This is a genomic window from Simplicispira piscis (assembly GCF_054783455.1).
Genome location: NZ_BAAGQN010000026.1, coordinates 25,979 through 43,582 on the forward strand (window position 1 = coordinate 25,979; position 17,604 = coordinate 43,582).

Genomic DNA, 17,604 nt, shown 5'->3' on the forward strand with positions numbered 1-17,604 from the left:
CATTCGCTCTTTTGAATCCTGCCTTGCGTCACCGGTAGCCATGCCCTCATCCCACGCCCAGACCCCACGCACTGCCGGACGGCGGTTGTGGACGGCCGCACCGCTGGGGGTGTCCTCGGCCCTGCTGGCCTTTCTGGCACTGGGTTTGATTCTGTGGGGCGCGAACGTCCTCTACCAGGAGCGCGAGCAACGCCAGCGCCACCAAATCGAACGCGAACTGCAGGCCATCAGCCAGTTGCAGGCCCGCAGCGTGGCCGACTGGCGCGACCGGAGAATGTCCGACGCCATGGCGCTGAGCGATGACAGCCTGTTGGCCCACGCGGTCGCAGCTTGGTTGGCATCGCCAGGAAGCGCACCGAGCGCAGACATCGTGGCCCGTCTGCGCATTTTGCAGGAGCGCGCCCGCTATACCGCCGTGTACCTGGTGGACACGCAAGGCATGCTGCGGCTCACACCAGCCGACAGCGTGCAGGGTCGCCTGCCCGACCCCGAGTTGCTGGCGCTGCACAGCGCCTTGGCACAGGCCCAACCAGTCATGCTGGAGCCGCGCCAGAGCAATTTTTTTGCTTTCCCTTTTTCCGGTTTGATGGCCCCCATTTTCGACGGCATCGAGCCCTTGGGCGCCATCTGGCTGGTGAGCGATGTCCGCACCTCGCTCTACCCACTGCTGGAACTCTGGCCCACGCCAAGCAGGTCAGCAGAGTCCGCTATCGTGCAGCGCGACGGCAACGAGGTGCGTTTTGTCAGCCCACTGCGGCACTACAACAACGCGCCGCAATCCCTGCGCCTTCCGATCTCGCACAGCGAAGATCCGGCGGTACAAGCGGTCACCGGGGTACGCGGCATCATCTATGGACGTGACTACCGGGGTGAGGAGGTGCTAGCAATGGTGAGCGCTGTCCCCGACTCACCGTGGTTCATGGTGTCAAAGATTGATGTCGCCGAAGCCTTTACGGACATGCGCGTGCGCGAATGGCTGGCTTTGAGCCTCCCCATCAGCCTGGGGCTGCTGATCGCAGGATCGTTTGCCGTATTCTGGCAACGGCGCGCCTGGCAACGCGAGCGCGCTCTCAAGAAGGATCTGCAGCGCAATATGCGCTGGCTGGAAAGTGCGCAAAAAGCAGCCGAGGTCGGCTACTTCTCCTACGATGCAACCCAGCATTCCTTTTTCATGTCGGGCATGGCCTGCACCATCTTTGGGCTGTCGCTGGGCAGCGCCATGTCACGGCGCCAGTGGATCGGCCTGATACACCCCGATGATCGCAAAAAGACGCTGGAAGAGCATGCCCGCGCCATGACCGAACGCACCGGCCTGCGCACCCAGTACCGCATCCGCCGGGCCAGCGACCGGCATGTCCGATGGGTCCAGGTCTGGGCTGAATATGAAAGCGATGCTGGCCAGAAGCCTGTCGCACGCATGACCGGTACCGTACAGGACGTCACCGAGCGCAGGCAGGGGGAGGAAAAACTCGCCACCTACCGCGCGGCCCTGGAGGCCCAGGTACGTCAAGACCCGCTCACCCATATCGCCAACCGGCTGGCGCTGGACGAAGCCGTGGCAATGGAATGGAATCGCGCCTTGCGCAGTGGGGCACCGCTGTCCCTGTTGATGATCGACGTGGACCATTTCAAGGCCTACAACGACCATTACGGCCATGTGGCGGGCGACCTGTGTCTGCAGCGGGTGGCGCAGGCGTTGTCACAGTCCATCGGCCGCGTAGGGGATCTGGTGGCACGTTATGGCGGTGAGGAGTTTGCCGTGCTGCTGCCTGACACCGATGGCACCCAGGCCACCGCTATCGGCCAACGCCTGTGCGATGCCGTGCGGGCCATGAACATCGAGCACCTTGCCGCGCAGGGGCGGCCGCAGGTCACCGTCAGCATCGGTTCGGCCAGCGCCCTACCCGCCTTCACCGCTGTGCCGGGCATGCCGCACACCAGCCATCCGGCATCGGCCCGCGATGCCGCGCGGCACCTGTTCGAGCAGGCCGACGCGGCTCTTTACCGCGCCAAGCAGTCGGGGCGCGACCAAGTCGCCTCGTTCGAACCCAACGGCCTGCAGGCGCCCGCGCCCGCGCCCGGTTGAGGCACGGGGTCGGGTCAGGTACTTTTGCTGACCGAGATGGTGGGAAACTTCGACGAAAAATCCTTGGACTGCTGCGCGATTTTTGCCGCTACGCCGCGCGCCACCTGGCCGTAAATTTGCGCAATCTCGCCTGCAGGATCGGCCACCACGGTGGGCTGGCCGCTGTCTGCCTGCAGACGGATCTTGATGTCCAGCGGCAGCGCGCCCAGGTAGTCCATGCCGTAGTCCTGCGCCATCCGGCGCCCGCCGCCTTCACCAAAAATATGTTCAGCGTGGCCACAGTTCGAGCACACATGCACCGCCATGTTTTCGACGATGCCCAGGATGGGAACGCCCACCTTCTCGAACATCTTGATGCCTTTCTTCGCATCAAGCAGGGCGATGTCCTGCGGCGTGGTCACGATAACGGCGCCGGTGATGGGCACGCGCTGGCTCAGCGTGAGCTGGATGTCGCCGGTGCCGGGCGGCATGTCCACGATGAGATAGTCCAGGTCTTTCCAGTTCGTCTGGCGCAGCAATTGTTCAAGCGCCTGCGTGGCCATGGGGCCGCGCCAAATCATTGCCTGGTCCTGGTCGACCAAGAAGCCGATGGACATGACCTGCACGCCGTGGTTCACAAGCGGCTCCATGGTCTTGCCGTCCAGGCTTTCGGGCTTGCGGTCAATGCCCATCATCATGGGCTGGCTGGGGCCGTAAATGTCGGCATCCAGCAGGCCCACGCGCGCACCCTCGGCCGCCAGCGCCAGCGCCAGGTTGGCTGCCGTGGTGCTTTTGCCCACGCCGCCCTTGCCCGAGGCCACGGCCACAATGTTCTTCACACCGGGCAGCAACTGCACGCCGCGCTGCACGGCATGGGCCACCACTTTGGTGGTGAGGTTCACGCGCACGCTCTGCACACCAGGCACGGTGCGGGCCGCCGCCTCCAGGCGCTCGCGCAAGGCGGGCTCCTGGCTTCTGGCCGAGTACCCCAGCTCCACGTCAAAAACCACAGCAGCGTTGACGATCTGCAGGTTGCGCAGTGCCCGGGTGCTGACAAAATCCTGGCCGGTAAGCGGATCCAGCACGGTGCTAAGGGCCGCCATGAGGCTTTGTTCGGTGATAGCCATTCCAATCTCTCCTGTGGGGAGTGGTGAGTCTATCGAAGCGCCCAGACCCCACTGACTGCAGGACAATGCCACCCGCCACCAAGGAGTCACGTGAAATTCAAAATGTCCCCCAACTCGCTGTTTGCTGTCCTGCTGCGCTCGCCGTGGTGGGTCAGCTTTGCCCTGATGGGATTGTTCTCGCTGGCCGCGGTTGCACTGCTGCCGCGCGACTACGCTCTGGCCGGGGTGCTGGGCACGTTTCCGTTTTTTGCCGTGGGCTGCATCGCCGCGTGGCGCCAGTGGCATGCTCCCAGCGCCGCACGCATCAACGCCCAACACGCACAATTGCAGGCCATGCCCTGGCGCACGCTGGCCGAGGCATTGGAGGCCGCCTGGGTGGCACAGGGCTACCAGGTGGTGCGCCTGCCCTCCGGTGGCGCGGCGGATTTCGCACTGACGCGGAACGGGCAAACCCAGCTGGCCAGCGCACGGCGCTGGAAGGCGGCCCACCATGGCGTGGAGCCGCTGCGAGAACTGCACGCTGCCTTGCAGCAACGTGATTCCACAACGGGGCTGTACCTGCTGGGCCAGGGCCAGTTGAGCGAGAACGCACGCCTGTTTGCCCGTGACCATGGCCTGACCATCGTGCAAGGCGATGCGCTGGCGCAACTGCTGTTGCACTGACCCGCTCCTTTGCGGGTTTTCCCAAGGCTGTAGCGCACTGGTGCGGCGGCACACTTGCAGGCATGCCCCAGCCTGAAGCACCGCCTTCCACCACACCCCGCACCGGCCTGCTGCTGACCGGCGGCGGCGCACGAGCGGCCTACCAGGTCGGTGTGCTCGAAGCCATTGCGGACTTGCGCCTGGCCTGCGGTGCGGGCAAGGAGCCCAACCCCTTTCCCATCATCACCGGCACCTCGGCGGGCGCCATCAACGCCGCGGCGCTGGCCTGCGGTGCCGACCAGTTCGACCGGGTCGTGCGGCGCATCGTGCGGGTGTGGAGCAACTTTCATGCGCAGCAGGTGTACCGCGCCGACTCCCTCAGCGTGGCGCGCAGCGGTGCGCGCTGGCTCACACTGCTGTCGCTGGGCTGGGTGCTGGCGAAATGGCGCCGCATGCGGCCGCGCTCGCTGCTGGACAACGCACCGCTGGCCAAGCTACTGATCAAGATGGTGCCGCTGGTGCGTTTGCCGCGCCTGATACGCCAAGGCCATCTGCAGGCGCTGGCGGTCACGGCCTCGAGCTATAGCACGGGCGACCATGTGACTTTTTTTGAAGCGGGCGAGCGGCTGGACCCCTGGGTGCGCTCGCAGCGCCGCGCCGTGCGCGACCGCATTACGCACGAGCATCTGCTGGCCTCGTCTGCCATTCCGTTCGTCTTTCCGGCCACGGCGATCGACGTCGAAGACCGCACCGAATATTTTGGCGATGGTTCCATGCGCCAGTCCGCACCTATCGCAGCGGCCATCCACCTGGGCGCCGAGCGCATTCTGGTGGTGGGCGCGGGCCGCATGCACGAGCCTAAAACCGAGGGCGCGCCCCTGCTGTCCAATGGTTACCCTTCGCTGGCACAAATCGCGGGGCATGCGCTGTCCAACATCTTTCTGGATGCGCTGTCGGTCGATGTCGAGCGCATGCAGCGCATCAACCAGACCATTGCACTCATCCCGCCCGAGGCACGCAACAACAGCGCGCTGCGGCCCATCGAGCTGCTGGTGATCGCACCGTCCCAGCGTCTGGACGCCGTGGCCGCGCGCCACGTGGCCGACCTGCCCGCGCCGGTGCGCACCATGCTGGGCGCCCTGGGCGTTACCGCCAACATGCAGGATGTGCGCGGCGCGGCGCTGGCCAGCTACCTGCTGTTTGAGCAAGGCTACACACGCGACCTGATGGCCCTGGGCCGCGCCGACACCCTGACCCAGCGCGCCGCCGTATGCCGCTTCTTTGGCTGGAACGATACGGGAGCACCCCTGCCGACACCGGTCGGGGAGGCAAAAGCCTAAAATCGCGGGTTCCGCCAGAAAGCCGCTACCGATGCCCGCACGCAAACTCTTCGTTACCACCGCCCTGCCGTATGCCAACGGCCATTTCCACATCGGCCACATCATGGAATACATCCAGGCCGACATCTGGGTACGCACCCAGCGCATGCTGGGCAACGCGGTGAATTTTGTCGGGGCCGACGACACGCACGGTGCCCCCATCATGATTGCTGCCGAAAAGGCGGGCAAGACTCCCCAGCAGTTCGTGGCCGACATCGCCGCCGGGCGCAAGCAGTACCTCGATGGCTTTCACATCGCATTCGACAACTGGCACAGCACGGACGCCCCCGAAAACCACCAGCTCGCACAGGACATTTACCGCGACCTCAAGGCCAATGGCCTGATTGAAACGCGCACCATCGAGCAGTTCTTCGACCCCGAGAAGAACATGTTTCTGCCCGACCGCTTCATCAAGGGCGAGTGCCCCAAATGCCACGCCAAGGACCAATACGGCGACAACTGCGAGGTCTGCGGCGCGGTGTATGCGCCCACCGATCTGATCAACCCCTATTCCGCACTGTCGGGCGCCAAGCCCGTGCTCAAGAGCTCGGAGCATTTTTTCTTCAAGCTCTCCGACCCGCGCTGCGTGGCCTTCCTGGAAGACTGGACGCAAGACGGCCGCCTGCAGCCCGAGGTGGCCAACAAGGTGCGCGAATGGTTCACCGTGCGCACCAACCCCGACGGCAGCACCAGCGAGGGCCTGGGTGACTGGGACATCTCGCGCGATGCGCCCTACTTTGGCATCGAGATCCCCGATGCGCCGGGCAAGTACTTTTACGTCTGGCTCGATGCCCCCATTGGCTACCTGGCTTCGCTGAAAAACCTGCTCGACAAGCGTGGTGAAGACTACGACGCCTACATGGCCGATCCGGCCCTGGAGCAGTACCACTTCATTGGCAAGGACATCGTCACCTTCCACACCCTGTTCTGGCCGGCCACGCTCAAGTTCAGTGGCCGCAAGGTGCCCGATGCGGTGTTCGTACACGGCTTTCTCACCGTGAACAACGGCGAAAAGATGAGCAAGAGCCGGGGCACGGGCCTGGACCCTCTCAAGTACCTGGGCCTGGGCATGAACGCCGAATGGCTGCGCTACTACCTGGCCACCAAGCTGAGCAGCCGCAACGAAGACATCGACTTCAACGCCGACGACTTCATGGCCCGCGTCAACAGCGACCTGATCGGCAAGTACATCAACATCGCATCGCGCGCGGCCGGTTTCATCGCCAAACGTTTTGGCGGAGCCCTGGGCGAAGTCTCGGCCGATGGCGACGCGCTGCTGGAGCACCTGCGCACGGTGGCGCCCTCCATCATCGAACTGCTGGCCGAGCGCGAATATGGCAAGGCCCTGCGCGAGACCATGCTGCTGGCCGACCGGGTCAACGCCTACGTCGACCAGAACAAGCCCTGGGAGCTGGCCAAGCAGGACGGCATGGAAGAGCGCCTGCAGGACGTGTGCACTACCTGCATCGAAGCGTTCCGCCTGCTCACCATCCTGCTCAAGCCCGTGCTACCGCTCCTGGCTGCGCAGGTGGAAGCCTTCCTGAAGGTAGCGCCCTTCGACTTTGCCAGCACGCAGACCATGCTGGGCCAGGGCCATGTGATTGGTGACTACAAGCACCTGATGCAGCGCGTGGACGCCAAGCAACTTGAAGCATTGTTTGAGCCTCCAGCCCAAGCGGAGAAAGCGCAAGCAGCTACAAATACAGTAGTACCCGGCGGCGAGGAGCTGGCCCCCACCATCACCATCGACGATTTTTCCAAGATTGACCTGCGCATCGCGCTGATCGTGAACTGCGAGCCTGTGGAAGGCTCGACCAAGCTGCTGCGCCTGACACTGGATGTGGGCGAAGGCCGCACGCGCAACGTGTTCAGCGGCATCGCCAGCAGCTACCAGCCCCAGGAGCTGGTGGGCAAGCTCACCGTGATGGTGGCCAATCTGGCCCCGCGCAAGATGAAGTTTGGCGTGTCCGAAGGCATGGTGCTGGCCGCCAGCCATGGCGACGAGAAGCAGAACCCCGGCATCCACGTGCTCAGCCCCTGGCCGGGTGCCACGCCGGGTATGCGCGTGCGCTGAGACGGCGACCTCAGCACAAGGGTCTTTCCCGGGCCTGACAGCAGGCGGTGTTTTTGCTACGGGTTGTCGGCAGTTGCGCGCCGATGGGGCGCACTTACACTGGTACGCCCCATGAATCGCAGCACGCCCCTCCGCAAGCCCTCTCCGCGCAGTCTGCGGCCGTGCGGCAGCCCTCCGTCGATGTGACACTCACTTCCCGGAGTTGCCTGCATGTCTTTTTCATTCACCTTTCGTCCCCGCATCGTTGACGCCCTGCGCGGCTACAACCACAGCCGCGCATTGGCCGACCTGGGGGCCGGTGCCACGGTCGGCGTGGTGGCGCTGCCGCTGGCCATGGCATTTGCCATCGCCAGCGGACTGCCGCCGCAAGCGGGGCTGTGGACGGCCATCATCGGTGGTTTCCTGGTGGCATTGCTGGGCGGCACGAATGTGCAGATTGGCGGGCCAGCGGGCGCCTTCATCGTCATCGTCTACGGCATCGTCGAGCGCTACGGCGTCGCCAACCTGCTCATTTCCACCGCCTGCGCCGGCGTGCTGCTGTTTGCCTTGGGGCTGCTGCGTCTGGGCAGCCTGGTGCGCTTTGTGCCGGTCAGCATCGTCATCGGTTTCACCAACGGCATTGCGGTGCTGATTGCCGTTTCGCAGCTCAAGGATTTTCTGGGTCTGGCCATCGACAAGATGCCGGGCAATTTCTTCTCGCAAGTGCACGTCATGGCGCTGCACGTGGGCACCGTGAATCCCTACGCGCTGGGCCTGGGCGCAGCCTGCCTGGCAGGCCTGTTTCTGTGGCCGCGCCTCTTCATGCACGATTCACCGGTACTGCGCATGCCGGGTGGCCATACGGTGCGCTCCTTTGTGCGCATCCCCGCGCCGGTGGTCGCGCTCATCACGCTCACGGCCCTGTCACACGGCATGGGCTACCCGGTAGAGACGCTGGGCACCCGCTTTGGCGGCATACCGCAAAGCCTGCCGGTGTTTGCGCTGCCCGAGTTTTCCTGGGACACGGTGCGCCTGCTGGTGGCCCCCACCATCACCATTGCCTTGCTGGGCGCTATCGAATCGCTCCTGTGCGCACGTGTTGCCGACCAGCTTGCCGACAGCCCGCACATTCGCAAACACGACCCCAACCAGGAACTGATGGCCCAGGGCGTCGCCAATTTCGTGGTTCCGTTTTTCGGCGGCATGCCGGTCACCGGCACCATTGCGCGCACAGTGACCAATCTGCGCGCCGGGGCAACGTCCCCGGTTGCAGGCATCGTGCATGCCGCCACATTGGCCGCCATCGTGTTGGTGGCGGCCCCGCTGGCGCTGCACATTCCGCTGGCGGTGCTGGCGGGCATCCTGCTGCACGTGGCCTGGAACATGGGCGAATGGCACGAGTTTGCGCGCCTCAAGCACTTTTCCAACCACTACCGCTTGCTGTTGCTGGGGACGTTTTTCCTCACGGTGGTGTTTGACCTTACCGTGGCCGTGCAGGTGGGTCTGGTGCTGGCTTGCGCATTGTTTGTCAGGCGCATGAGCGAGCTCTTTCGCGCAGAGCCCGAAACTCCGGTGCAGGCGGGCGTACCGACCCTGGCCTGGCGCCTGCACGGCGTGCTGTTCTTTGGCGCTGCCAGCAAGGTGGACCCGCTGGTGGAGGCCATCGAAGCGGCCCCCCTGGGCGTGCAGGTGCGGCTGGACGCCAGTGACCTGTTCGCCCTGGACACCACGGGCCTTGAAGGTCTGGAGCAGATCCTCAAGGCAGTGGCGGAACGCGGCGGACGGCTGACGCTTTGTGGCGCACAAGAACAGCCCGCATCGCTCCTGGAACGATCGGGTTTCAACGCCCGTCTGGCGGCACAGTCTGCGGCGCCGCAGCCCTCTGCTGCTGCCAGTCCCCCGGGGCACAGCCCGTCCAGCGGCGAAACGCCCGGTTGAAGGCACTGGCCTCCGAAAATCCCAGCCGCCGCGCAATATGCACAAACGGCTCAGCCCCACCGGCCACGGCCTGGCAAGCCAGCGCATGGCGCACGCCATCGACCAGGTCGACGTAGCGCACGTCTTCGTCCTGCAGCCGGCGCGCAAACGCCCGCTCCCCCAGTCCAAACTGGCACGCCGCCTGCGCGCGGCCCGGCACGCTGCCGTCGAGCGCGCCGGTCAGCCATTGCTCGACCCGGGTGCGCAGCAACACGGGCGCCGACAACGCAGCCAGCTGCGCCGCCGCATGGGCGCGGTGCAGTTGCGCCAGTTCAGCATCGGCCTGGGGCAAGGGGGCATCCAGCACGGTGTTGTCCAGCAGCAGGCCGTTGAAAGCCTGCTCGAACTGCACCTCGGCCGCCAGGGCTTGCATATAGGCCGACAAAGGCCCGATCTGCCCATGGCTGAACTGCACGCGCACGGGTTTTAGCGGCTGGCCGGTCACCCAGCGGCTAAAGCACACGGCTGCAGCCAGCACCGACTCCACCTGGTGCGGGCTGAACGCAAGGCTACCCTGCTGCGGGTGGTAGATGAGCCAGCTGTGCTGCACCCCGGTCAACATTTGAAAACGACCGCCGTCGCTGATGAGGCGCTGGTACTCCTGCAACTGGCCGATGGCACTGCGCAGCGTGGCCGACGACAGCAGGATAAAGCTGACCACATTGAAGCTGCCCGGCCCCACCTGGCGCCCGGTATTGAGGCCAAAGGCGGCGTCACCCGTCAGTTCAGCGGCGGCGCGCCAGAGGCGGGTGATGTCGTCCACCGGCCAGCGCAGCCCGCCCAGACGTTCGTGCACCACCCCGGCGCGCGCCAGCAGGTCGGCGCAGGGCACGCCCTGGCGCTCGGCGGCAGCAATGACGGTGTTGACCCAACTCAGAGAGACGCTGGGCGCTGAAGTCAACATGCAGTGGCTCCAAGGTCAAGAAAGATTCCATGATAAGGGTCTATGGTTCAGCCATAAAAAAGGAGACAAGCGATGCAATCACAGCCGCATGAGGTGGTGGTGGTCGGCGGGGGGCTGGCCGGTATCGTCACCGCGCTGGAATGCCTGCGCGCAGGCCAATCCGTCGCGCTGGTCGACCGCGACACCCCCGAGCGCTTTGGCGGCCTGGCCTTGTGGGCCTTTGGCGGCATGGCGCTGGTGGGTACCGCGCTGCAGGCGCGCATGAAAATCCCCGACACCCCGGAATTGGCCCTGCGCGACTGGCTGCGTTTTGCCGAGCTGGACGAGAGCGATGTACGCCCCCGCGAATGGGCCGAGCACTACGTGCAGCATTCGGGCCGCCAGGTGTACGACTGGCTGCTGGCCGAAGGCGTGAAGTTCATGCCGACCGTGAACTGGGTCGAGCGCGGAATGAACGGTGACGGCAACAGCGTACCGCGTTACCACGTGGTCTGGGGCACCGCGCGCGAACTTACGCTCCGCATGATTGCCGCGCTGCGCGAAGCCGCCACCACAGGTAAAGGTGCCGGACGCCTCACCCTGCTGCACCGCCACCGCGTGATCGCGCTGGAGCACAGCAGCGGTCAAGTCTCAGGCGCCGTGGCGGTGGATGAGGAAACCGGTGCGCAAGTGCGCCTCACCGCCCCTGTCGTCGTCCTGGCCATGGGCGGCATCAACGGCAACCACGAAGAGGCGCGCGCCAACTGGCCCAAGCACCGCCCCTGCCCTGCCAGCATGCTCAATGGCGCACACCCCTTTGCCGACGGCAAGATGCACCACTGGGTGGCCGACACGATGAAAGGGCAAATCACCCACGCCGGTGAGATGTGGAACTACGCCGCGGGCTTTCCGCACCCGTTTCCGCACTTTGAGGGCCATGGCCTGTCCACCATCCCCTGCAAATCGGCGCTGTGGCTGAACCACCGGGGCGAGCGCATTGGCCCCGAGCCGCTGGTCACGGGCTTTGACACCCACTGGCTGTGCCAGCGCGTCGCCGCCCAGGAAAAGCCCTGGACCTGGCACTTGCTGAACTGGCGCATCGCCATCAAGGAATTCGCGATTTCGGGTGCCGAGCACAACCAGCGCATCCGCGACAAGCAGTTCCCCGCCTTCTTGAAGGAAACCCTGCTCGGCAACCACCGCCTGGTGCGCCAGATGCAAAGCGAGAGCCGCCACTTTCTGGTGGACGACACCCTCGCTGGCCTGGCCGCCAAAATGAATGCGCTCACCTGCTCGCACGACATGGACCCCGCGGTGCTGCAAGCCACGGCGGACACGTTTGACGCCAACTTTACCAACGGTGCCAAGCTGCACAACGACGACCAGATTCGCCGCATCCTGCATGCGCGCCAGTGGGGCCCCGACAAGCTGCGCACCTGCGCCCCGGCACCGCTGCAGAAAGCCGGTGCCGGCCCCTACATCGCCATCCAGATGCAGCTCATCACCCGCAAAAGCCTGGGCGGCCTGCAGACCGATTTGCAAAGCCGGGTGCTGGACGGCGCGGGCCAGCCCATTGGCGGCCTGTACTGTGTGGGCGAGGCGGCCGGCTTTGGCGGCGGCGGCGCCAGCGGCAAGCGCTCGCTCGAAGGCACCTTTTTGCCCGGCTGCATTCTCACGGGGCGGGCTGCGGCGCGCTCCATCACCACCGGCCACGGCCTTTGACCTTCCCCCCAGGAGACATTCCATGCCCAACGGCGCACAAGCCCTGATGAAAACGCTGGTCGATGCCGGCATCGAAGTTTGCTTCTCCAACCCCGGCACCAGCGAAATGCACTTTGTCGCGGCGCTGGACAGCGAACCGCGCATGCGCGCCGTGCTGGCGCTGTTTGAGGGCGTCGCCACCGGTGCGGCCGACGGCTATGCCCGCATGGCCGGCAAGCCCGCGGCCACGCTCTTGCACCTGGGCTGCGGCCTGGGCAATGGCCTGGCCAACCTGCATAACGCGCGCAAGGGCAAGGTGCCCATCGTCAACATCGTGGGCGACCACGCTACCTACCACACGCGACTCGACGCGCAGCTGCAGTCCGACATTGAAACCGTGGCGCGCAATGTGTCGCCCGGTTTTGTGCGCACGTCTACCAGCACCGCCCAGTTGTGCCAAGACGCCACCGACGCCATCACCGCCGCGCGCGGCCTGCCGGGGCAAGTGGCGACGCTGATCCTGCCGGCCGACGTGTCTTGGGGCGAGGGCGCCGAGCCCTGCCCGCCGCCCGCACAGCCCGCACCCCAGGCCGCGGATGCTGCGGTGGTGCAAGCCATTGCCGAGGTACTGCGCTCGGGCAAAAAAACTGCCTTGCTACTGGGCGGACACGCCCTGCGCGAGCCCGCGCTGCTGGCGGCCGCACGCATTGCCGCCCACAGCGGCGTGCAGCTGCTGGCCGAAGTGTTCCCCACCCGCATGGAGCGGGGCGCCGGGCTGCCCCATGTCGAGCGCATTGCCTACCTGGCCGAAATGGCGGGCGTGCAACTGGCCGAGATCGAACACCTGGTGCTGGTCGACGCCAAAGCGCCGGTGTCGTTCTTCGCCTACCCCGGCAAAAAGAGTGAGCTGGTGCCCGACAGCTGCACCGTGCATACGCTCTCCACCCCAGCCCAAGACGCAGCTGCCAGCCTGGTGCAGCTCGCCAGCGCACTGGGCGCCACGCAGACCGCGCCCGCCCTGCAGGCTGCACAGCGCCCAGGCCGCCCGCGCGGCAAGCTCACCGCGCCCAAGGTGTGCAAGGCCGTGGGCCACCTGCTGCCGGACAACGCCATCCTGATCGATGAAGCCATCACCTCGGGGCTGATGCTCTCCACCATGACGGCAGGCGCGCCGCGCCACGACCTCATCACCCTCACCGGCGGCGCCATCGGCCAGGGGCTGCCCAACGCCGTCGGCGCGGCCATTGCCTGCCCGGACCGCCCCGTGATTGCGCTGATTGGCGACGGCACCGCCATGTACACCTTTCAGGCGCTCTGGACCATGGCGCGCGAGAAGCTGCATGTGGTGTCCATCGTGTTCAACAACGCGTCGTACTCGGTGCTCAACGTGGAGCTGGAACGCGTGGGCGCCGACGAGGTGGGCCCCAAGGCCCAATCGCAGCTCGACCTGAGCGGGCCCACACTCAACTTCGCGCTGCTGGCCCAAGGCATGGGCGTGCACGCCGTGCGTACCGATACGGCCGAGGGGTTCAACAAGGCGCTGGAATACGCACTGGCGACACCGGGGCCGCATTTGATCGAGGCGCTGGTGCCCGAGTCGCTTAGCGGTGCCAAGCGCAAGGTGCTGCCCTGGTTGCTGCGCTCGCTGCCGCATTTGCCACCGGCGGTGGCACGGGCGCTCAAGCGCAAGATTGCGCCTTGAGTATTTTTGGGGCTTTGCGCTTATCTAGCATGCGCTGACAGCTATTGTTTTGATAGTTTGCGCTGTGCCTTGGCTGAGGGCGGAGCCCCCTCCCCCGAAAACGTCAAAAACTCAACGCCCTCCACCCGCATTCTCGGGCGCCGTCATATCAGGCCCCGACTGGGTGCGCAGCACGCGCAGGCTGCGGTCTGTCACCACGGTGAACAGCATGGCCGTGTTCGGGGCTTCGAGGTAGCGCCAGTCATGGTGGGTTTCGTTCTTCAGATCGAAAGGCGTCACCTTGGCCGGTTTGCCCAGCAGGCGGCGCACTTCTGCCATGTCCATGCCGGGCTGGATGCGGGCAAAGTTCTCGGGCGTGAGCACCTGGCGCACGGCGACCAGGCGGCCATCGGCACCGATATCGATCATGTAGTTGCGCTGCCCGGCGGGCTGGCGGTTGTATTCAAAGGTGCGCAAGCCACCGCCTGCGTCCCAGATGTTGTCGGGCACGCCAAAGCGGTCGCGCACGTCCACCTCGGTCGAGCGCCCCGGCTCCAGTTCGCTGATGCGCTGCGGGTCGCAACCGCTGGTGGCCAGCAAGGCCAGTGCCATGGCAGCAGTGGCGGCAAGGTGTTTGAGGTGCATCGTGACAGTCCCGGTAAAATCCATGGATACAGCTTAGCCCAATACCATGTCCATCTTTGCCCGCCCCCACTACACCTCCGACGCCACCCAGTTCATCGAGCAGCTCAAGCAGCAAAAGCCTGCGCTCGATGCCCAGCAGCAGGCCGGCCGTGCACTGCTCTGGGACAAGAAGGTCGACCGCACCCTGTGGCAGGACTACCGCGCCGGCCAAGTGCAGCAACAACCCTACGTCTACCAGACAGAAACCAAACACCCTTAAGGCAAAAATGGCCTCTAGGAGCCTGTCGGACTTGGGAATCGTCGGCTGCAAATCGACCCCAGCCAAAAAAACTCCTAGCGCTTTACCATCAAGCGCCTACAGCTATCATTTCAGAAGCATCCATGGATAGCATCGAGGCCCCTTCCAGTGCCATGCCCGATGTGGTGGACCAGGTGGCGCTGGCGCGCCTGTACGGCGAACCCCTGTTCGCCTTGCCCACCGACCTGTACATCCCGCCCGACGCGCTGGAGGTTTTTCTCGAAGCCTTCGAAGGGCCGCTGGACCTGCTGCTCTACCTGATCCGCAAGCAGAACTTCAATATTCTCGACATCCCCATGGCCGGACTGACGCGCCAGTACCTGGTGTATGTGGACGAAATCCGCAACCGCAATCTGGAACTGGCGGCCGAGTACCTGCTGATGGCGGCCATGCTCATCGAGATCAAGTCGCGCATGCTGCTCCCGCCCAAGAAGCAAGCGGGCGCCGAAGAAGCCGAAGACCCGCGCGCCGAGCTGGTGCGCCGCCTGCTTGAATACGAGCAAATGAAAATGGCCGCCCAGCAACTGGGCCAGCTGCCGCAGTACGGACGCGACTTTCTCAAGGCCCAGGTCTACATTGAGCAAAGCCTGCAGCCGCGTTTCCCCGATGTGGACCTGGTCGATCTGCAGGACGCCTGGCGCGACATTCTCAAACGTGCCAAGCTGGTGCAGCACCACAAAATCACCCGCGAGGAACTGAGCGTGCGCGAGTACATGAGCCAGGTCCTCAAGGCATTGCAAGGGCGGCGCTTTGTCGAGTTCGAGCACCTGTTCGACCCCGCCAAGGGCAGCACCGTGCTGGTGGTCACCTTCATTGCCCTGCTGGAACTGGCCAAGGAAACGCTGATCGAGATCACCCAGGCCGAGGCCTTTGCCCCCATTTACGTCAGACTGGCCTATACCCCCGTCTGATCCGATCCACGCCCGCATGGCAGCAGGCCACCACGAAGGCCGGTGACGAGCGCCATGCACCAACCCACCACACACCATGGCATCGCATGATTTTGACGTTCTGATTGTGGGCAGCGGCCTGGCCGGTCTGTCGGCTGCGCTGCACCTGGCGCCCACGCACCGCGTCGCGGTGATTACCAAACGAGAAATGCAGGATGGTTCGAGCGGCTGGGCGCAGGGCGGCATTGCCGCCGTGCTGGCCAACGACGACACTTTCGAGGCCCACATCCAGGACACCCTGGTCGCAGGCGCCGGGCTGTGCGACCTGGCCACCACGCGCTTTGTGGTGGAGAACGCCCCCGAGGCCATCGGCTGGCTGCGCCAGCTCGGCGTGCCCTTTACGCAGGAGGGCGAGCAACTGCACCTCACGCGCGAAGGCGGCCACAGTGCACGCCGCATTGCCCACGTGACCGACGCCACGGGCGCTGCTGTGCAAAAAACGCTGATCGACGTGGTGCGCGCCACGCCTGGCATCACGCTGTTCGAGCACCACACACTGGTCGACGTGATCACCAGCCGCAAGCTGGGCCTGGCCGGCCAGCGCTGCCTGGGCCTGTATGCGCTGGACAAGGCCACCGACGAAGTCGTGACCTTCCGCGCACCACAAACCATTCTGGCCACGGGCGGCGCGGGCAAGGTGTACCTCTACACCACCAACCCCGACACCGCCACCGGCGACGGCATAGCGGCGGCCTGGCGCGCCGGTTGCCGCGTGGGCAACATGGAGTTCATCCAGTTCCACCCCACGGGGCTGTACCACCCGCACGCCAAGTCCTTCCTCATCAGCGAGGCCGTGCGCGGTGAAGGCGGGCGCTTGCTGCTGCCCGATGGCACACGCTTCATGCCCGAGCATGACCCCCGCGCCGAACTGGCCCCGCGCGACGTGGTGGCGCGCGCTATCGACTACGAGATGAAAAAACACGGTCTGGATTGCGTGCACCTGGATATCTCGCACCAGAGCCCGGAGTTCCTGAAGGAACATTTCCCCAACATCCTGGCGCACTGCGCCGATCTGGGCATCGATATCACCCAAGAACCGATTCCCGTGGTGCCCACGGCCCACTTCACCTGCGGCGGTGTGCTAACGGATCTTTCGGGCCGCACCGACCTGCCCGGTCTGTACGCCGTGGGCGAGGTGGCCTGCACCGGCCTGCACGGCGCCAACCGCCTGGCCAGCAATTCGCTGCTCGAATGCATGGTGTTCGCCCGTGCGGCGGCGCAGACCATCGCGGCCGCGCCGCGCGTACAGATTCCGGCATTGCCCCGCTGGGACGACAGCCGCGTCACCGACGCCGACGAGTCGGTGGTGATTTCGCACAACTGGGACGAGCTGCGCCGCTTCATGTGGGACTACGTGGGCATCGTGCGTACCAACAAGCGCCTGGAGCGCGCCGCGCACCGCATCTCGCTGCTCTGGGCCGAGATCGATGAGTTTTACGCCCACTTCCATATCACGCGCGACCTGCTGGAGCTGCGCAACCTGGTGCAGGTGGCCGAACTCATCGTACGATCAGCCCAGCTGCGGCGCGAAAGCCGGGGCCTGCACTACAGCCGCGACTACCCGCAGTTGGCCGCGCCCGCCGCGCCCACCATCCTCGTTCCCCCCGTCACCCATTGATTCCATTTCTCAACCATCCGTGTCGTTGTTGCTTCGCCTTGCCACAGCACTGATCGTAGGTTTCGCGCCTAGACACGAATGATTTGGAAACAGAATAAGATCCCCCTGGAAACCGCCATGTACCGCACCCTGCTCAAATCCAAGATCCACCGCGCCACCGCCACGCACTGCGAACTGCACTACGAAGGCTCCTGCGCCATCGACGAAGACCTGCTCGAAGCCGCCAACATGGTGGAGAACGAGCAAGTGCATATCTGGAACATCAACAACGGCGAACGCTTCATCACCTACGCCATCAAAGGCGAGCGCGGCAGCGGCATGATTTCGGTCAACGGCTCGGCGGCACGCCGCGCCAGCGTGGGCGACCTGCTCATCATTGCCGCCTTTGCCCAGATTCCCGAAGACAAGGTCGCCACGCACCGCCCACAGCTGGTGTTCGTAGACGCGAACAACCGCCAGACCGAACTGCGCGACCACGTTCCAACCCAGCCGCTGTAAATAGAGAAATCAAAAACACTTGATTAGCAATGAGTCTCAGGCAGGGTCTTGACGATGCTGGGCAGGCGAGCAATACTGGTTTTTCAT

At 65.0% G+C, this 17,604-nt stretch carries 14 protein-coding genes; 11 read left to right on the forward strand and 3 right to left on the reverse strand.

Features of this window, described 5'->3' with window-relative positions; genetic code table 11:
• Positions 1-40 precede the first annotated feature (40 nt).
• Positions 41-2,086 carry a sensor domain-containing diguanylate cyclase gene (locus ACYVOC_RS16730; protein WP_461162525.1) on the forward strand — a complete coding sequence of 682 codons (2,046 nt, stop codon included), beginning with the start codon at positions 41-43 and terminating at the stop codon, positions 2,084-2,086.
• Positions 2,087-2,100: 14 nt separating this feature from the next.
• On the opposite strand, the gene apbC is transcribed toward ACYVOC_RS16730, so the two are convergent.
• Positions 2,101-3,192, reverse strand: a complete 1,092-nt coding sequence (gene apbC / locus ACYVOC_RS16735) for an iron-sulfur cluster carrier protein ApbC (RefSeq protein ID WP_461162526.1) — start codon at positions 3,190-3,192, stop codon at positions 2,101-2,103.
• A 102-nt stretch (positions 3,193-3,294) separates the two neighbouring features.
• Between apbC and ACYVOC_RS16740 the strand changes: the two genes are divergently transcribed.
• From ACYVOC_RS16740 to ACYVOC_RS16755, 4 genes are all read left to right on the forward strand, one after another.
• Positions 3,295-3,855, forward strand: a complete 561-nt coding sequence (locus ACYVOC_RS16740; protein ID WP_461162527.1) for a restriction endonuclease — start codon at positions 3,295-3,297, stop codon at positions 3,853-3,855.
• 62 nt (positions 3,856-3,917) lie between these two features.
• Positions 3,918-5,174 (forward strand): patatin-like phospholipase family protein, encoded by a 1,257-nt coding sequence (locus ACYVOC_RS16745; RefSeq protein WP_461162528.1) that lies wholly within the window; start codon positions 3,918-3,920, stop codon positions 5,172-5,174.
• A 31-nt stretch (positions 5,175-5,205) separates the two neighbouring features.
• On the forward strand, positions 5,206-7,287 hold the full coding sequence (metG, locus tag ACYVOC_RS16750; RefSeq protein ID WP_461162529.1) for a methionine--tRNA ligase: 2,082 nt from the start codon (positions 5,206-5,208) through the stop codon (positions 7,285-7,287).
• A gap of 210 nt (positions 7,288-7,497) precedes the next feature.
• Entirely contained in the window at positions 7,498-9,204 is a 1,707-nt protein-coding gene (locus ACYVOC_RS16755) for a SulP family inorganic anion transporter (RefSeq protein ID WP_461162530.1), read from the forward strand.
• Here the strand turns inward: ACYVOC_RS16755 and ACYVOC_RS16760 are convergent.
• A complete protein-coding gene (locus ACYVOC_RS16760; RefSeq protein WP_461162531.1) occupies positions 9,107-10,147 on the reverse strand; it encodes an AraC family transcriptional regulator in 1,041 nt (346 codons plus the stop codon). The genes ACYVOC_RS16755 and ACYVOC_RS16760 overlap by 98 nt on opposite strands.
• Before the next feature lie 72 nt (positions 10,148-10,219).
• Between ACYVOC_RS16760 and ACYVOC_RS16765 the strand changes: the two genes are divergently transcribed.
• Together ACYVOC_RS16765 and ACYVOC_RS16770 are read left to right on the forward strand one after the other, a co-directional pair.
• On the forward strand, positions 10,220-11,848 hold the full coding sequence (locus ACYVOC_RS16765; RefSeq protein WP_461162532.1) for an FAD-dependent oxidoreductase: 1,629 nt from the start codon (positions 10,220-10,222) through the stop codon (positions 11,846-11,848).
• A 22-nt stretch (positions 11,849-11,870) separates the two neighbouring features.
• Entirely contained in the window at positions 11,871-13,529 is a 1,659-nt protein-coding gene (locus ACYVOC_RS16770) for an acetolactate synthase large subunit (protein WP_461162533.1), read from the forward strand.
• Positions 13,530-13,640: 111 nt separating this feature from the next.
• Here the strand turns inward: ACYVOC_RS16770 and bamE are convergent, their stop codons facing one another.
• Positions 13,641-14,153, reverse strand: coding sequence for an outer membrane protein assembly factor BamE domain-containing protein (bamE, locus tag ACYVOC_RS16775; RefSeq protein WP_461162534.1), 513 nt, complete (start codon positions 14,151-14,153; stop codon positions 13,641-13,643).
• A gap of 46 nt (positions 14,154-14,199) precedes the next feature.
• On the opposite strand from bamE, the gene ACYVOC_RS16780 reads away from it, so the two are divergent.
• The 4 genes from ACYVOC_RS16780 to panD all read left to right on the forward strand — a co-directional run bounded on the left by ACYVOC_RS16780 (position 14,200) and on the right by panD (position 17,517).
• Entirely contained in the window at positions 14,200-14,412 is a 213-nt protein-coding gene (locus tag ACYVOC_RS16780; RefSeq protein WP_116004632.1) for a DUF3460 family protein, read from the forward strand.
• Between the two features lie 122 nt (positions 14,413-14,534).
• Positions 14,535-15,362 carry a segregation and condensation protein A gene (locus tag ACYVOC_RS16785; RefSeq protein ID WP_116004633.1) on the forward strand — a complete coding sequence of 276 codons (828 nt, stop codon included), beginning with the start codon at positions 14,535-14,537 and terminating at the stop codon, positions 15,360-15,362.
• Between the two features lie 76 nt (positions 15,363-15,438).
• Positions 15,439-17,019 carry an L-aspartate oxidase gene (gene nadB, locus ACYVOC_RS16790; protein WP_461162535.1) on the forward strand — a complete coding sequence of 527 codons (1,581 nt, stop codon included), beginning with the start codon at positions 15,439-15,441 and terminating at the stop codon, positions 17,017-17,019.
• A gap of 117 nt (positions 17,020-17,136) precedes the next feature.
• Complete coding sequence (gene panD / locus ACYVOC_RS16795) at positions 17,137-17,517, forward strand: aspartate 1-decarboxylase (protein ID WP_116006119.1); 381 nt, start codon at positions 17,137-17,139, stop codon at positions 17,515-17,517.
• Positions 17,518-17,604: the final 87 nt, after the last annotated feature.

What these genes read in the sequence shown, in the direction of transcription:
- ACYVOC_RS16730 (WP_461162525.1), top strand. Translation starts at nt 41, where the DNA reads ATGCCCTCATCCCACGCCCAGACCCCACGCACTGCCGGACGGCGGTTG.
- apbC (WP_461162526.1), bottom strand. Translation starts at nt 3,192, where the DNA reads ATGGCTATCACCGAACAAAGCCTCATGGCGGCCCTTAGCACCGTGCTG.
- ACYVOC_RS16740 (WP_461162527.1), top strand. Translation starts at nt 3,295, where the DNA reads ATGTCCCCCAACTCGCTGTTTGCTGTCCTGCTGCGCTCGCCGTGGTGG.
- ACYVOC_RS16745 (WP_461162528.1), top strand. Translation starts at nt 3,918, where the DNA reads ATGCCCCAGCCTGAAGCACCGCCTTCCACCACACCCCGCACCGGCCTG.
- metG (WP_461162529.1), top strand. Translation starts at nt 5,206, where the DNA reads ATGCCCGCACGCAAACTCTTCGTTACCACCGCCCTGCCGTATGCCAAC.
- ACYVOC_RS16755 (WP_461162530.1), top strand. Translation starts at nt 7,498, where the DNA reads ATGTCTTTTTCATTCACCTTTCGTCCCCGCATCGTTGACGCCCTGCGC.
- ACYVOC_RS16760 (WP_461162531.1), bottom strand. Translation starts at nt 10,147, where the DNA reads ATGTTGACTTCAGCGCCCAGCGTCTCTCTGAGTTGGGTCAACACCGTC.
- ACYVOC_RS16765 (WP_461162532.1), top strand. Translation starts at nt 10,220, where the DNA reads ATGCAATCACAGCCGCATGAGGTGGTGGTGGTCGGCGGGGGGCTGGCC.
- ACYVOC_RS16770 (WP_461162533.1), top strand. Translation starts at nt 11,871, where the DNA reads ATGCCCAACGGCGCACAAGCCCTGATGAAAACGCTGGTCGATGCCGGC.
- bamE (WP_461162534.1), bottom strand. Translation starts at nt 14,153, where the DNA reads ATGCACCTCAAACACCTTGCCGCCACTGCTGCCATGGCACTGGCCTTG.
- ACYVOC_RS16780 (WP_116004632.1), top strand. Translation starts at nt 14,200, where the DNA reads ATGTCCATCTTTGCCCGCCCCCACTACACCTCCGACGCCACCCAGTTC.
- ACYVOC_RS16785 (WP_116004633.1), top strand. Translation starts at nt 14,535, where the DNA reads ATGGATAGCATCGAGGCCCCTTCCAGTGCCATGCCCGATGTGGTGGAC.
- nadB (WP_461162535.1), top strand. Translation starts at nt 15,439, where the DNA reads ATGGCATCGCATGATTTTGACGTTCTGATTGTGGGCAGCGGCCTGGCC.
- panD (WP_116006119.1), top strand. Translation starts at nt 17,137, where the DNA reads ATGTACCGCACCCTGCTCAAATCCAAGATCCACCGCGCCACCGCCACG.